The organism is Prochlorococcus sp. MIT 1318 (genome assembly GCF_047304505.1).
Classification (GTDB): Bacteria; Cyanobacteriota; Cyanobacteriia; order PCC-6307; family Cyanobiaceae; genus Prochlorococcus; species Prochlorococcus marinus_D.
The window spans coordinates 1,600,695-1,616,297 of the sequence record NZ_CP138958.1 but is presented as its reverse complement, the minus strand read 5'-3'; the positions used below and the strand labels follow the sequence as shown (position 1 = coordinate 1,616,297).

The window sequence follows — 15,603 nt, the reverse complement described above, 5'->3', positions numbered from 1 at the left end:
TTACCTTTCCTCGAAGAAGATGTTCCGGCAGAAAAATACTGAGTCTCTAACCAGACTTCTCTAATCAAAGCAAACAAGCGATTCATTCAACATTGCAAGATTCATTGCTCGAACAAAACCAACTGTTAATGCATCCATTTAACTAGCATTCCTTCATGAGAGTAGCCAACAAAAAACTTCACTCCAATAAGAGCCTCATTACTGGAAAGCCTGCTTGGAGATATTCAACTGCTCTTGGCATAAACTTAGCCAATCTCTAACTAAAAACCATACAGACACACTTTCTTCATCGCTGTGTTGTCTACTTCCTAGAAGTGTGTTCCATCTGCCGTTGTCTTTCAGCAAAACGAATACGGTCCGTATCACTAAATTGATCCACGCAGTGGCGACATTGAACACCAGGCAGATAACTATTCATCGTCTGATCCTCAGGGGTGAGGGGCATTCCACAGGCATGACAAAGACAATGGACACCAGGTGAAAGCTGATGATTCAAAGCCACACGTTGATCAAAAACAAAACACTCTCCTTGCCAGCGACTTTCAGCTTGAGATACCTCCTCAAAATAACGAAGGATGCCACCACGAAGATGATGGACGTTAGTAAAGCCCTTCTCAATCAGATAAGACGTAGCCTTCTCACAGCGAATGCCACCTGTGCAATACATGGCTATTCGTGCTGGAGTTTGTGCTTTAACCATCAAACGCAACTGCTGTTCTACCCAAGCAGGAAAGTCGCGGAAGCACTTCGTTTTGGGGTTTATTGCTCCTTTAAATTCCCCAATCGCAATCTCATAGTCATTTCGCGTATCAATCAAAAGAGTATCTGGATCATCAATTAGATCATTCCATTCATGAGCGTCCACATAAGTCCCCACCGTGTTTGATGGATTCAGCCCGGCAAGACCCATGGTCACAATCTCTGCCTTACGGCGAACCTTGAAGCGACGAAAAGCCTGCTCAGGCGTCCAGCTAATTTTCAGTTCAAACAAACCCTTGATCAAATCGCGTTCTAACCTCTCAAGCAAAGCGCTAACACCACCAACCGATCCACAAATCGTTCCATTCACCCCTTCCTCTGCTAAAAGCACAGTTCCCATCAGTTGATGTTCATCCCCAAGGCTCAGCAGATCCTGCAATAAGCAGGCAATGGTGACCTCAGGCCAAGCAGTAAAGGAATAGAAAGTCGCTACCTGAAATAGATCTGCAGAGGTCTGATCATCTTGCAGATTCATTCGTCACTCTCCTCCCAATTCGCATGAACTCCTGCCTGAGAGAGAAGTTCGCGATCAGTTTTTACATCAGGATTGCTGGTAGTTAGCAAACTATCGCCGTAAAAGATCGAATCAGCTCCCGCTTGGAGACAAAGGATCTGAGCCTCTCGACCAAGCTGCTCACGCCCTGCGCTTAGACGGACACGACTGCGAGGCATCAGAATTCGAGCCGTCGCAACCATGCGCACCATCTCTAAAGGATCCACCGCAGGGAGGTCCTGCAATGGCGTGCCCTCCACTGCCACCAGACCATTAATTGGAACACTCTCAGGATGAGGGTTGATATTGGCTAGTACACAAAGAAGAGAGGCTCGATCCAGCGTTGATTCCCCCATCCCGATGATGCCCCCACAGCAAAGAGTGATGCCAGCTGAACGAACCTTCTGAAGGGTTTCGATTCGCTCTTGGTATGTGCGCGTTGTGATGATCTGGTCGTAGTACTCAGGGCTGGTATCAAGATTGTGGTTGTAGGCAGTCAATCCCGCATCTGCCAACCGAGAAGCCTGCTTTTCAGTCAGCATGCCGGCAGTAACACAGGCCTCTAGTCCCAACTCCCGTACACCACTCACCATCGCAAGCATGGCTTCAAACTGGGCACCATCTCTGATCTCCCGCCAAGCCCATCCCATGCAGAAGCGATCCGCACCAGCATCTTTGGCGGCCCGTGCGCGCTCAAGCACTGTTTGGATCTGAACCACTAGATCGGGCTGCCCTTCAACATCACTACTGTTGTGCATGGACTGGGGGCAATAAGCGCAATCCTCCTGGCATCCTCCCGTCTTCACGCTGAGCAAAGAAGCCAGCTGAACCCGATAGCCAGGATTTGCCGTCCGATGCACAAGCTGGGCCTGCCAGAGCAAGTCCATAAGTGGTCGCTCCAAGAGTTCCCGCACCTCATCCACTGTCCAGTCATAACGATGAACAACGGGTTCAAAGGTGAGATCCTTGGCAATAAGCACGGTCATGGAACGACTGGAGCCAACGGTCAAGATCCCAGATGATTCGCTGCGATTGGATCCAAACCGCCGAAACGACGACAGCGTGACTGGTAATCAAAAAGAGCTTTTGTCAAAGCTACTTCATCAAAATCAGGCCAGCACACATCGGTGACGTGAATTTCTGCATAGGCGAGTTGCCAGAGCAGAAAATTACTGATCCGTCGCTCACCACTGGTGCGGATCAGAAGGTCTGGATCAACCTCACCAGCCGTGAGCAACTCAGCCTCGAAACTGTTCTCATCAATCAAAGTTGGATCAAGATCCCCTCTTGCAGCGCGTTGTGCAAGTTTCTGTGCCGCTAGCACCAGTTCACGTCGACCACCGTAATTGGTGCAAACATTGAAGTGAATGCCATTGTTCCTAACAGTGAGCTCGGTGGCCTCACTGATCAACTCCTGCAGACCTGATGGGAGACCCTCAAGGTCTCCCAGGAAACGAATCCGTACCTTTTCACGCTCAAGTGACTCCAACTCCCTCTGGAGCACACGCTCAAACAGAGTCATCAAGAAATTCACCTCATCTCCAGGGCGAGACCAATTCTCCGTAGAAAAGGCATAAGCCGTAAGGGCGCCAATACCCCAGTCACTGCAAAGACGAAGGGTTCTCTTGAGAGCTTCTACGCCAGCGCGATGGCCAACCATCCTAGGCAGGCCCCTGGCCTTGGCCCAGCGTCCATTCCCATCCATAATCACAGCCACATGGTTAGGTAGCCGATAGGGATCAAGCCCCGAGGGACATGCACAGACCTTTGGATGGCCTGAACTAGTGGCCGAACGGCGGCTCACGGGAGTTGTTCCTCTATAGAGCTGCTCACGCTAAGCCTGGATGAAGCTTGTGTAGCAACAGACGAAGCTTTGACTGGACTAGAGGTCCCCTTCGTGGCCGCTGCTCCTAATGAGGAACCAATAAACGTCTTAAGCAAATCCTGCAGACGACTACTGGTGATAGGCCGTTCAAGCCGGCCCTGGCTTGCAAGAGACAATGTTCCAGTCTCTTCGGAAACCACCACACAAATACAGCGATCAAAACGTTCTGTTATCCCCAAAGCTGCTAAATGTCTCGTGCCATAACGGCTGATGCCCTGCCGCGAGAGGGGCAGAATCACACCAGCAGAAACGATCCGATTCCCCTTTACAAGTACTGCCCCGTCATGAAGGGGCGTATCAGATGCAAAAAGATTCAGCAGCAACTCACTACTTAGCTGGGCATCGATCAGCACACCAGGGTTAAGGAAGTCTTCTGGACGAAGATCACTACCCATATCAACAACAACCAATGCTCCACGGCGGCTCTGAGATAAACGTCCAGCCGCCTCAGTAAGCTGGGCAACGGTGCTGGCGGTGGCCCGTAACTCGTTCTGAGGATTGCCTAGGAGAACGGCCAAGCGACCTGTTCCCAGTAATTCCATCAAACGTCTCAGTTCCCCCTGCCAAAGGATCGCTAATGACAAAGAACAAGCCAAAACCAGCGCATCCACCAACTTGGAAGTGAGCGGAAGATTTTCAAAGCGCTGCACAAACCAAGCCAAGGCAACCAAAAAGAGGTAGCCCCTCAACAACCACAGGGTGCGCCGCTCATTGACCCTAGAAAAAAGCAAGACGCCAAGGGCCGAAGCAAACAAAACATCGAGCAGGCGCGGATCTACCACCCCCCACAAGTTCACTCCCACTCCCCAGCCTTGCCTGATCAGCCTAACGCTAAAAATCGTTCCGGCATAACGTCATATCGCAGAAGATCTTCTGGCTGCTCCCGCCTCTGCACCAACTCCGAGTGGCCTGAATGAACAAGTACCGCTGCAGGTCGTGGGATGCGGTTGTAGTTAGAACTCATAGAGACGTTGTAAGCCCCTGTTGCAAACACGACCAAGACGTCTCCACTGCTGGCATATGGCAAAGCAAGGTCCTTAAGCAGAACATCCCCAGATTCACAATGCTTGCCAACCAGAGTGATCGTCTCGTCTGGCGAGGCCAAAGGGCGGTCAGCAAGGCAAGCCGTATAGAGAGATTGATACGTGATTGGGCGGGGGTTATCACTCATGCCGCCATCGACAGAAAGATAGGTGCGCAGCCCTGGGATGGTCTTGCGTGATCCAACCCGATAAAGGGTGACTCCGGCAGCAGCGACCAGAGAGCGACCCGGCTCACACATCAACCGGGGCAAATCCAGGTTGCGAGAACGACAGGCTTGATTCACTGCCTGGGCAACCACCTTGACCCAGTTATCAATTGAAGGTGGATCATCAGAGCTGACATATCTGACACCTAGGCCTCCTCCAACGTTGAGATCAATGACTGGATGCCCCAGGCGCCTAGCCAGTTGCAGAGCACCAGCCATCACATCTGCCAGATCCTGATGAGGTTCCAATTCAAAGATCTGCGATCCAATATGAGCGTGGAGTCCCGTTAACCGTGCCCATCGACAGCCGAGTAACTGATTCAGAACCGATTCCAGCTGATCTGGATCAAAACCAAACTTGCTATCAAGATGACCGGTGCGGATGTACTCATGAGTATGGCATTCGATGCCCGGAGTGAAACGCAACATCAACTTTGCAGGATCTGCTCCAACAGGCACCAGTTGTGAGAGGCGATCCAGATCATGCTGATTATCAGCAACGATTGTGACTCCATTGCGATAGGCAAGCAGCAGCTCCTGATCAGATTTGTTGTTGCCATGAAGCACAATGCAATCGCCTGGCACACCTCCCTTCAAAGCGGTAAGCAACTCACCTGCTGAGACCACATCCAGCCCAAAACCTTCTGAAGCCACCAGGCTGGTCATCATCAATGAGCTATTGGCCTTAGAGGCATAGATAGGAAGAGATGGCCCTGGATAGTGACGCTGTAATGCCCCAAGGTATGACTGACAAGCTGCCCTCAAAGTGGCTTCATCAAGCACATAGAGAGGGGTGCCATAACACTCCGCCAATTCGCTCAGTTGACAGCCTCCAACGATCAAGCGTGATTGCGCATCAAGTTCGGTTGTAATCGGCGCGAGGTTGCAATTGGGGCTAAGGGGATCCCGCCCAGGCTCATAGGGGCTGGATGACATCATGGCGATGGACGAGGAAATTAGTTAGAGGGATCAATGTAGGCATCAATCCCCCCAAGGAAGGGGTTAGGCATGTTGAAGCACGACATCCAAGCAATGGAAGTCATCCATCTAGGGCCGGAACAGATCAATGCGTGCATGGAGCTGAATCAACTCGCACTCAATGGACTCTGGAGCAAACAGCAATGGATTCAGGAATTGATCGATTCCCGCAGTCTTTGCATGGGAGTGCTCAAGTCTTCAACACTGCTTGCTTTGGCCTGTGGCTGGCTAGTGGTAGACGAACTTCATCTCACCGCAATAGGCGTTCATCCTCAACATCGCAGACAGGGCCTTGCCCGTCTGCTGCTATCAAAGTTGCTTGAGCAAGGGCAACGAACAGGAGCCATCCACGCCACACTCGAAGTTGCCAGAAACAATTCGGCGGCCAGAGGGCTTTACGAAAGCTGCGGATTCAAGACAGCAGGATGTCGTCATCACTATTACAGCAACGGCCAAGATGCTCTGATTCAGTGGCGAAGCTTAGGGAAGAAGGCTGAGCCAAGACAAAAGATTTGAATAAGTACGGATTACCGTCCGTGAAATACAACGAAGGCAAACATCTTAGCTACTTCATTGTTACTATTGAAACCATTAACTCCCTTGCAGTAAAGGGACAAGGCCAAATAATCCAACAGCTCACATTCCAACACCAACCCTGATAAGTTAGAGATAGATTCACGTGCCCCGGACCATGTTCGAGCGGTTTACCGAGAAGGCCATCAAGGTGATCATGCTGGCCCAGGAAGAGGCCCGGCGTCTTGGTCATAATTTCGTGGGCACCGAGCAGATTCTTTTGGGATTGATCGGTGAGGGCACAGGTGTGGCAGCGAAGGTTCTCAAGTCAATGAGCGTGAACCTTAAAGACGCCCGCGTTGAAGTTGAAAAGATCATTGGCCGTGGTTCAGGCTTCGTCGCAGTAGAAATCCCCTTTACACCCAGAGCAAAGCGCGTACTAGAACTCTCTCTAGAAGAAGCCCGACAACTTGGCCATAATTACATTGGTACAGAACATTTACTGCTTGGTCTCATCCGAGAAGGAGAGGGTGTAGCAGCCCGAGTCCTCGAAAACCTTGGTGTAGACCTAGCAAAGGTGCGCACCCAAGTAATCCGCATGCTCGGAGAAACCGCCGAGGTCACTGCAGGCGGAGGTGGAGGCAAAGGCTCAACGAAGACAGCCACACTTGATGAATTCGGCAGCAACCTGACCCAGCTAGCCAATGAATCCAAGCTTGATCCTGTTGTCGGGCGACAAAATGAAATCGATCGTGTTATTCAGATCCTCGGAAGACGCACAAAGAACAACCCTGTACTGATTGGAGAGCCCGGAGTTGGGAAAACAGCAATTGCTGAAGGCCTCGCTCAACGCATCCAACAGGGAGATATTCCCGACATCCTTGAAGAAAAGAGGGTTCTAACCCTCGACATCGGCCTGCTAGTTGCTGGAACCAAATACCGGGGAGAGTTCGAAGAGCGGCTCAAAAAGATCATGGAAGAGATTAAAGCCGCAGGCAACGTGATCCTGGTCATCGATGAAGTGCACACACTGATTGGAGCAGGCGCTGCAGAAGGTGCCATCGATGCCGCCAACATTCTCAAACCAGCGCTAGCTAGAGGAGAACTGCAGTGCATTGGTGCTACCACTCTTGACGAATATCGAAAACACATCGAACGGGATGCTGCCCTAGAACGCCGATTTCAGCCGGTCATGGTTGGCGAGCCATCGATCGCTGAAACCATTGAGATCCTGCAAGGATTAAGGGAGCGCTACGAACAGCATCACCGCCTAAAAATCACAGACGAAGCCCTAGATGCCGCAGCAAACCTAGGCGATCGCTATATCTCTGACCGCTTCCTGCCGGATAAGGCCATCGACTTAATCGATGAAGCTGGCAGCCGCGTGCGTTTGCTTAACTCCAAACTTCCCCCTGCGGCAAAAGAGGTTGACAAAGAATTACGCAAGGTTCAAAAGGAAAAAGAAGATGCCGTTCGTGATCAGGACTTCGCCAAAGCCGGGGAATTACGTGAAAAAGAAGTTGAGCTAAGAGAGAAGATCCGCACTCTGCTTCAAAGCAGTCGCCAAGTTAGTGAGGAATCGCCCCCCGCTGAGGCGGAAAATGCTGTTCCTTCCAGCGATGAGACGCCAACGCCTCAACCTGAAAAAGAGACAACAGCTGCATTAATTCCTCATCTCACCACACCACTGGTGACAGAAGAAGATATTGCCAACATCGTGGCGGCTTGGACCGGAGTACCTGTACAAAAGCTCACCGAAAGCGAATCAGTGAAGCTCCTAAACATGGAGGAAACACTCCACCAGAGGCTGATTGGCCAAGATGAAGCCGTCAAAGCAGTCTCGAAAGCCATCCGTCGAGCCAGGGTGGGCCTCAAAAACCCCAATCGCCCCATTGCCAGTTTCATCTTTTCAGGCCCTACTGGCGTGGGCAAAACCGAACTAACCAAAGCTCTCGCTACCTACTTCTTTGGTAGCGAAGAAGCCATGATCCGACTAGACATGTCGGAATTCATGGAGCGACATACGGTCAGCAAGCTGATCGGATCACCTCCTGGCTATGTGGGGTTCAACGAAGGGGGACAACTCACAGAAGCTGTTCGTCGCAGACCTTATACCGTTGTGCTCTTCGACGAAATCGAAAAGGCACACCCAGATGTTTTTAACCTGCTGCTTCAATTATTGGAAGATGGTCGACTAACTGACTCCAAAGGAAGAACAGTGGACTTCAAGAATACTTTGATCATTATGACTTCGAATATCGGTTCAAAAGTGATTGAGAAAGGAGGCGGAGGACTTGGCTTCGAATTCTCAGGTGAAAACGCAGAAGACAGTCAATACAACCGAATCAAATCCCTTGTCAACGAAGAACTAAAACAATACTTCCGTCCTGAATTTCTGAACCGTCTCGATGAAATTATCGTCTTCCGCCAACTCAGCAGAAATGAGGTGAAAGAAATCGCTGAGATCATGCTTGAAGAAGTGTTCTCTCGCATGCAAGACAAAGGGATCACTCTCACTGTTTCAGATGCATTCAAAGAACGATTAGTGGAAGAGGGATACAACCCCTCTTATGGAGCGAGGCCGCTACGAAGGGCTGTCATGCGACTCATGGAAGACAGTCTTGCCGAGGAAGTGCTTACTGGCCGCATCAAGGACGGTGATGCTGCAGAGATGGATGTGGATGACAACAAGCAAATCGTTGTACGCCATGTCAGCAAAACTGCTGCCACACCGGAACTCGCTGGAGCAGGCGTCTGACACCTCTCCAACATCAATGAACAAAAAGAATTTGCCTGAGGAGGTCTCTCACTGCGCTCACTCCATCGCCCCCGCAAAGGTTGTTAGGGGAGAAAGGGCGTGGCAAGAAAGCCATCAACTCATTGCCTCGATTTGCCGCTCACCTTTACTTCTTGGACGCAGCGTCGCCACGGCTGAGTTACGCCAGGGATTACTCAACAACCTCAGGGACATTGGACTCAACACAGTTTCTGCTGAGCTCAAGCACGATTGCTGCGAGATGGATCTCAAGCGGATCAATGCTCTTGCCTTGGACAACTCCTGCGACGGTGTGATTGCCGCAGGTGGGGGCAAGGTGCTAGATGCCGGGAAGCTTTTGGCCCATCGGCTAAGCATCCCATGCATCACAGTTCCACTGAGTGCAGCCACCTGTGCCGGTTGGACCGCCCTCGCCAATATCTATTCACCAACAGGTGCTTTTCAACGCGATCAAGTTCTGGCTCGATGTCCACATCTGATGATCTTTGATCATGGTCTCGTGCGTCAGGCTCCTCCCAGGACTCTCGCAAGCGGCATCGCAGATGCAATCGCCAAATGGTACGAAGCGTCTGTCTGCAATGGCTCCAGCAACGATGGCTTAATTCAACAAGCTGTTCAGATGGCAAGGGTCTTGCGCGATCAGCTGCTGCTTGATGGGCCTGAAGCGCTGAAAGATCAAAACAGCCTGGCCTGGATCAGGGTTGCCGAAGCCTGCGCACTAACTGCAGGGCTGATCGGAGGGATTGGCGGTTCTCGCTGCCGTACTGCCGCTGCCCACGCGGTACACAACGCACTCACGCAATTAAAAGATTGCCATGAGGTCCTTCATGGAGAAAAGGTGGGTTACGGGATTCTCGTACAGTTGCGTCTTGAGGAGATTATTGGTGGCCATCAACTGGCCGGACAAGCAAGGCGGCAGCTGATTCCATTCCTCAAAGAACTTGATCTGCCTGTAAATCTTGAGGATCTGGGCCTATCGAATTTGAGTCTTCACGAGCTGCATGAGGTCTGCCAATTCGCCTGTCAAAAAGGCTCTGACCTATACCAACTGCCGTTTCCCGTCAATTCCAGCGCCCTACTCGAAGCACTCCTCGGCGCTAGCGACAATGGCCCGGTCCCCGTCGGATCCACAGTCCCCAAGCGAATGGCAGCCTCTTGAACCTCAAAACTGGAATGGCAGCTCAAACAATCGCCTCGTCAGAAACCCTTTTACGTCAGCTCACACCACAACTTCTGGATCCATTAGCCCGTGACCTGGCCAATCAAGTTCAGTGGTGGTCTTTACCGGGGCTTGTCCCATGCTCGAACTCAGAGCCTGAGTCCTACCCAGTAGCCATCACTGGCGAGGGAGCTCCAGTGCTGCTGCTGCATGGGTTTGATAGCAGCTTCCTTGAATTCCGACGCCTAGCTCCGTTATTAAGCCCTCACCATCAGCTTGTGATTCCGGATTTGTATGGTTTTGGCTTCACTCCCCGTCCCCCTGAAGCTGACTATGGACAAGAGGCGCTCATCCGTCACCTCGATGAACTGCTAGCCCATCTGCCCTCTAATACTTCAGTGGGAGTCATCGGAGCATCAATGGGAGGTGCTATTGCCATGGAGCTTGCTCGACGTCATCCAAAACAAATCAACCGCTTGCTCTTACTTTCGCCTGCAGGATTAACAGGACGGCCAAAACCTATCCCTCCAGGCCTAGATCAACTGGGCGCATGGATCCTTAGTCAACCGGCCGTGCGACGCAGCATCTGCCGCCAAGCCTTCGCTGATCCCAAAAACTCTGTCGGAGATGCTGAGGAACAAATCGCTTCCCTTCATCTACAGGTATCAGGCTGGAGGAGATCACTAGCTGCCTTTGCCCGCAGTGGAGGGATCGCCAATTGCGGAACACCGCTACCCCAGCAACCACTTCATGTGATCTGGGGTGCCAACGACCGTATTCTAAATGGACCTCAGAGACGGGAAGCCCTCACCCTGCTGGGGTCTCAAGTGGAAGAACTTGACAACTGCGGCCATTTACCACATCTCGACCATCCCAAGATTGTCGCCCAACGCTGGCTTCAAGCTTTGTCCTAGCCATGGGAGATCCTCCATACACCACCACCAGTAGCGGCCCTTTACTGCAACTCCTCGCCAATGGTCTAAAGATTTGGGTCCGCCGACAATGCGATGCCGTTGGTGAACTGAAGCTGGAACTGCACGGATCTGCTCTGGAGCTGTTGAGAGGTCGTCTTTCAGGAGTCAGTCTCATGGCCAAGGAGGTGATCTTTCAAGGCCTGCCATTGCATTACGCCGAATTAAAAAGCGGCCCCCTCAGGCTGAACATGAACCTCGGCAAATCAGCCCAGGCTGTGACTCTCGAGCAAAGCTTCGATCTTCAGGGAACTGTATCAATCACGGACAAAGACCTCAATCAGGTCCTGCTATCAGATCCATGGAGATGGCTTGGCGATTGGCTAGCAGAAGAGCTCATTGGCATAACGCCTCTTGGAGGACTTCAAATCAACAACGACACCTTGGAATTACAGGCTCCAGTGATTGGTCAACAAGAACCGGCAAGACGACGTTTTCTAATCAGAGCGGATCAAGGAACCGTGCTGATTAGACACCAGGATGTGGATCTAGAAGCTTCACTACCCATGGACCCTGCTATTCACATTGAAGAAGCCGTTCTGAACGGTGGACAACTTCACCTCAAGGGTCGCGCATCAGTAACACCCTGATTGCATTAACTCATGACAGGCAGGATCAGCGTTACTGCGTAATACACCACTGCAGGAGTGAAGAGATAGCTATCAATGCGATCAAGGATGCCGCCATGACCAGGCAGAGCATCACCAGAATCCTTAAGACCCGCATCTCGTTTCATCATCGACTCGATCAGGTCTCCAACCAGCGCAAATAATGCAACCAAAACTCCAAGCAGCACGCCCAGCAAAATCCCCAATGGCCAAGCCAAAAGCTCACCGGCAACTGCCCCTATAGTCATTGCGCAAACCAGGCCTCCGACAGCACCTTCCACAGTCTTGCCAGGCGAAATAGACGATAAAGGTAGGCGTCCAAAACGACGTCCCAATTCATAAGAGCCAATATCACTAGCGACGATCATCAGGCAAGCCACCAAAGTGATCGCCATCCCAGAAGTCAACCAGCCTGCACACCAGCCAGGAAGCTGACCCAGCCCAGGAGCAAGATCGATAGCACTCAAATTACGCAATCGCAACCAATGACTGGGTAAAAAACCCAAGTAAAACAACCCAAAGATCGAGGCGGCGATATCGGCAATGGAGCCGGTGATCGGCTGAAGCAACAACCAACCGCAAATGGCGGCTCCAGAGAGAGGCAGCACTGCTGCAGCAAGATCAGATGGCAACCCGCCAACCACTCCCCACTGTGTACTGATCAGCAACAACTGACAGGCCACAAGAGTCGTTTTCGTCGCCGGCCTGATTCCGGTGAACTTCGCCATGCGGAAAAACTCAAGCAAAGCAAGGTGCACGATCACACCCAAACCAACCGTGAACCACCAACCCCCTAAAGCAACCACCACTAAACCGAAAGCTCCAGCAGCCAGGCCACTGCTAATCCGCTGGCTGGAAGATCCGGCTGCAACCAATCTCCATCGAAAGGCCTCTGCTCTCACGCCCACACCATTGATGGTCTTACAAGGCCAGAACTTTTACCGTACCAGCGATCTGCTCGGGCCAAAGGTTCTGCTGCTCTAAAAGCCAGTCCACACGTCTGTGATCCAGCTTCTCACCCGGCACTAGCAAGGGAATCCCTGGAGGATAGGGACAGATTAACTCCGCCGCGACTCTCCCTACCGCATCAGCAATCGACACTCTCCGACTTTGAGCGCGCCAAGCCAAGCCACAAGCCATTGCTGGTGCTGTAATGCGCGGCAGTGGCGGGGGCGTAAAGACTGGCAAGGGTAGGCCCTTACCTTGGGCCGCAAGGAGTCCCCGCCAGCGACGATGCATCAGCCTGACCAATCCACGCTGGGGCGCCAAGCCAAGACAGAACGTTAGGCAGCCTGGTTCTGGAAGTTCGCCCACCAGCCCCCTGGCCATCAGCCAAGCATCTGCTTCAAGTCCGCTGATACCCTCTGCAGCGGTGTGCAAAATCAACCGCAAGGGATCTTGGTTTTCAAGCAAAGGCAATCCCAACTGACGAAGTTGAACCGCTAATTCGCGAGCATCCTTGAGGCGCGTTGCCAGCTTGTGCAAGCCTGCAGGCTTGCACAAGTCACTCAGCGACGCTTCACAAGAAGCCAGCAAGAGTGCGCTTGGACTGGTGGTTTGCAACCAGCCGAGACTGCGCTCGACAGCTTTGGGATCCACGCGATCCCCTTGACTCCAAAGCACTGCCGTCTGAGTCAAACCGGCAGCAGATTTGTGCAATGAGTGGACGATTAAGTCAGCACCTGCTGTGATCGCAGAATCAGGTAAAGATGCATCCACCCGAGTGGCGAAATGAGCACCATGAGCCTCATCCACTAATACCGGCCAACCCCGAGAATGAAGCTCAACAACCATGGGCTTGAGATCCGTCGCATAGCCCTGATAAGTGGGATGCACCAACACAGCTGCAGCGATCTCAACACCAGCGATGGGAAGTTCATTCAAAACGTCCTTCAACCAAGGTCCATCAGGGGGAAACACATGACCCCGATCAACCATGAAAGGCAGGTCAAACAAGACAGGCGTGAGATCGCCCAAAACACAAGCCTGAATGAGGCTGCGATGGACATTGCGAGGCATCAACACAGCCTGACCAGGCCTTGCTATTGCCAAGAGAGCAGCCTGCAAGAGGCCTGTCGCGCCATTGACGCCATACCAACCCCGCTCAGCCCCGATAGCAATCGCTGCCTGCCTTTGACTCTCTGCCACCGCCCCCTGCTGCATCAATGGCCCACCCAACTCAGGAAGTTCCGGCAGATCCCAGATGCCAGCTCGATGGCGCAACATTGCACGCAGATCATCAGGCAAGCCAGCCCCACGACCATGAGCGGGGAGATGCAAGCTGCGACCACGGTCGCGAGTCAACAAGGGAAGAAAGCCCATGAAGGTGAATCGCCGTTTCTAAAGTCTGATGATCAACGTGCCCGGGCGGTCTGTTGAACAGCTCCAATCCATCGTCCGCTTCAGCATCCCGCAAAGCACCGATGCGTTACGACGCCAATCAGGATCTGCTCTGGTTGCTAGCCAGGCCCTGGGTGTGGATACCTCGATTGATTCATGTGCTCACCTCACTGCTCACACTGGCGGTGAGAGTGCTGGCTCAGGGCTCTAACAACGACGAAGAGACACAAAAAAGGCTCGCAAAAAAACTGCTCATCACCCTCACCAACCTCGGGCCTTGCTTTATCAAGGTGGGCCAAGCCCTTTCCACCCGACCAGACCTAATCAAGCGTGAATGGCTCGAAGAACTAACCAGCCTCCAAGACAATTTGCCCGCCTTCAACCATGCCACGGCCCTCGCCACGTTGGCAGAAGATCTTGGGGCTCCAGCTAGTCAACTGTTTGAAGAGTTTCCTAGCCAACCAATTGCTGCAGCCAGCCTGGGCCAGGTCTACAAAGCTCGCCTACACGGCAATCAATGGGTAGCCGTGAAAGTACAACGTCCTCAACTGGCGTTCATCTTGCGCCGCGATCTGGTCATTATCCGCCTGCTCGGCGTGCTGTCAGCACCAGTGCTCCCGCTCAACCTGGGCTTTGGACTAGGCAACATCATTGATGAATTCGGTCGCAGCCTATTTGAGGAGATTGATTACGAACAAGAAGCTAACAATGCTGAACGATTTGCGGCTCTTTTCGCCAAAGACCCAACGGTGACGGTCCCGAGGGTGGAGCGATTGCTGTCATCCCGTCGTGTACTAACCACAAGCTGGATCGAGGGCACGAAGCTACGAGACCGCAAGGAGTTAAAAGCCCAACGTCTTAATCCAACAGCACTGATCAGGACGGCCGTCATCAGCGGTCTTCAACAACTTTTTGAGTTCGGCTATTTCCATGCTGATCCTCACCCAGGCAACATTTTTGCCCTCAGTGGTCAAAGTAAAAAGATGGGCCATCTTGCCTACTGCGATTTCGGCATGATGGATTCAATTAGTGATGACGATCGTCTCACTCTTACTGGAGCAGTAGTTCACCTAATCAACAACGATTTTAATGCGCTAGCTAAAGACTTTCAAAAGCTGGGCTTCCTTAGTCTAACAAGTGATCTAACGACAATCATACCGGCACTAGAAGAAGTACTTGGTGGCTCTCTTGGTGAATCAGTGGAGTCCTTCAACTTCAAGGCAATCACCGATCGTTTCTCAGAACTGATGTTCGATTACCCCTTCAGAGTCCCGGCGAGATTTGCCTTGATCATCCGAGCTGTTGTTAGTCAAGAAGGTCTTGCATTAAGGCTAGATCCAGAGTTCAAGATCATCGCAATTGCCTACCCATATGTGGCCAAACGTCTACTGGCAGGAGACTCAATGGAGATGCGAGAGAAACTGATGGAGGTGATTTTTGATAATCATGGGCACCTGCGCCTGGAGCGAATTGAAAGTTTGCTGAAAGTGATAAGCCAAGACGCTGTAGCACCAGATGCAGAACTAATCCCTGTAGCAGGAGCAGGCCTAAAACTGCTACTTGGCCCAGATGGATCCACTTTGCGTAGTCGTCTACTGATGACATTGATCAAAGACGAGCGTTTAAGCGCATCTGACATCAAGGCCTTAATGAGCCTGCTAAGGCAAACCTTCAGCCCTCGCAAGGTCGCAAATGGCATGTTGCAAACCCTTACTCCACGAACCACCTAAATATGGGCATAAACAATAACAATCTCTAGGGGAAAAGAAACCACTCCACAATACAAGTCTCTGCCATTCTTCAATATTATGATTCCACAATAGCTATCTATCGATTGGCACAAAGATTTAGCAATAATCCAACTAAGTTATA

13 protein-coding genes are annotated in these 15,603 nt (G+C 51.8%); 6 read left to right on the top strand and 7 right to left on the bottom strand.

What is annotated here, in order from left to right:
• Positions 1-301: 301 nt before the first annotated feature.
• The 5 genes from SIB66_RS08120 to lysA are packed head-to-tail and all read right to left on the bottom strand — an operon-like array spanning position 302 to position 5,325.
• Positions 302-1,234 (bottom strand): rhodanese-related sulfurtransferase, encoded by a 933-nt coding sequence (locus tag SIB66_RS08120; protein ID WP_063405746.1) that lies wholly within the window; start codon positions 1,232-1,234, stop codon positions 302-304.
• Positions 1,231-2,238, bottom strand: a complete 1,008-nt coding sequence (bioB, locus tag SIB66_RS08115; RefSeq protein ID WP_011825650.1) for a biotin synthase BioB — start codon at positions 2,236-2,238, stop codon at positions 1,231-1,233. Before bioB ends, SIB66_RS08120 begins: the two co-directional genes overlap by 4 nt.
• Before the next feature lie 20 nt (positions 2,239-2,258).
• Positions 2,259-3,056, bottom strand: a complete 798-nt coding sequence (locus tag SIB66_RS08110; RefSeq protein WP_011130429.1) for an isoprenyl transferase — start codon at positions 3,054-3,056, stop codon at positions 2,259-2,261.
• Entirely contained in the window at positions 3,053-3,934 is an 882-nt protein-coding gene (gene cdaA / locus SIB66_RS08105; protein WP_063405787.1) for a diadenylate cyclase CdaA, read from the bottom strand. Before cdaA ends, SIB66_RS08110 begins: the two co-directional genes overlap by 4 nt.
• A gap of 23 nt (positions 3,935-3,957) precedes the next feature.
• Positions 3,958-5,325: a diaminopimelate decarboxylase gene (lysA, locus tag SIB66_RS08100; RefSeq protein WP_063405745.1), complete on the bottom strand. Its 1,368-nt coding sequence runs from the start codon at positions 5,323-5,325 to the stop codon at positions 3,958-3,960.
• 69 nt (positions 5,326-5,394) lie between these two features.
• Here lysA and rimI point away from each other — a divergent pair, with 69 nt between their 5' ends.
• The 5 genes from rimI to SIB66_RS08075 all read left to right on the top strand — a co-directional run bounded on the left by rimI (position 5,395) and on the right by SIB66_RS08075 (position 11,373).
• Positions 5,395-5,880 carry a ribosomal protein S18-alanine N-acetyltransferase gene (gene rimI, locus SIB66_RS08095; protein WP_063405744.1) on the top strand — a complete coding sequence of 162 codons (486 nt, stop codon included), beginning with the start codon at positions 5,395-5,397 and terminating at the stop codon, positions 5,878-5,880.
• A gap of 175 nt (positions 5,881-6,055) precedes the next feature.
• A complete protein-coding gene (locus tag SIB66_RS08090) occupies positions 6,056-8,635 on the top strand; it encodes an ATP-dependent Clp protease ATP-binding subunit (RefSeq protein ID WP_063405743.1) in 2,580 nt (859 codons plus the stop codon).
• A 16-nt stretch (positions 8,636-8,651) separates the two neighbouring features.
• The gene (locus SIB66_RS08085; RefSeq protein ID WP_063405742.1) at positions 8,652-9,812 is read left to right on the top strand and encodes an iron-containing alcohol dehydrogenase family protein; all 1,161 of its coding nucleotides are present in this window, start codon (positions 8,652-8,654) and stop codon (positions 9,810-9,812) included.
• Positions 9,813-9,826: 14 nt separating this feature from the next.
• Positions 9,827-10,726, top strand: coding sequence for an alpha/beta fold hydrolase (locus SIB66_RS08080; RefSeq protein ID WP_063405741.1), 900 nt, complete (start codon positions 9,827-9,829; stop codon positions 10,724-10,726).
• Positions 10,727-10,728: 2 nt separating this feature from the next.
• Positions 10,729-11,373, top strand: coding sequence for a DUF2993 domain-containing protein (locus SIB66_RS08075; protein ID WP_063405740.1), 645 nt, complete (start codon positions 10,729-10,731; stop codon positions 11,371-11,373).
• A 5-nt stretch (positions 11,374-11,378) separates the two neighbouring features.
• On the opposite strand, the gene SIB66_RS08070 is transcribed toward SIB66_RS08075, so the two are convergent.
• Together SIB66_RS08070 and SIB66_RS08065 are read right to left on the bottom strand one after the other, a co-directional pair.
• The gene (locus SIB66_RS08070) at positions 11,379-12,293 is read right to left on the bottom strand and encodes a phosphatidate cytidylyltransferase (RefSeq protein WP_063405786.1); all 915 of its coding nucleotides are present in this window, start codon (positions 12,291-12,293) and stop codon (positions 11,379-11,381) included.
• 19 nt (positions 12,294-12,312) lie between these two features.
• A complete protein-coding gene (locus SIB66_RS08065) occupies positions 12,313-13,713 on the bottom strand; it encodes an aminotransferase class I/II-fold pyridoxal phosphate-dependent enzyme (protein WP_063421427.1) in 1,401 nt (466 codons plus the stop codon).
• A gap of 101 nt (positions 13,714-13,814) precedes the next feature.
• Between SIB66_RS08065 and SIB66_RS08060 the strand changes: the two genes are divergently transcribed.
• Positions 13,815-15,461, top strand: coding sequence for an ABC1 kinase family protein (locus SIB66_RS08060; protein WP_063405738.1), 1,647 nt, complete (start codon positions 13,815-13,817; stop codon positions 15,459-15,461).
• Positions 15,462-15,603 lie beyond the last annotated feature (142 nt).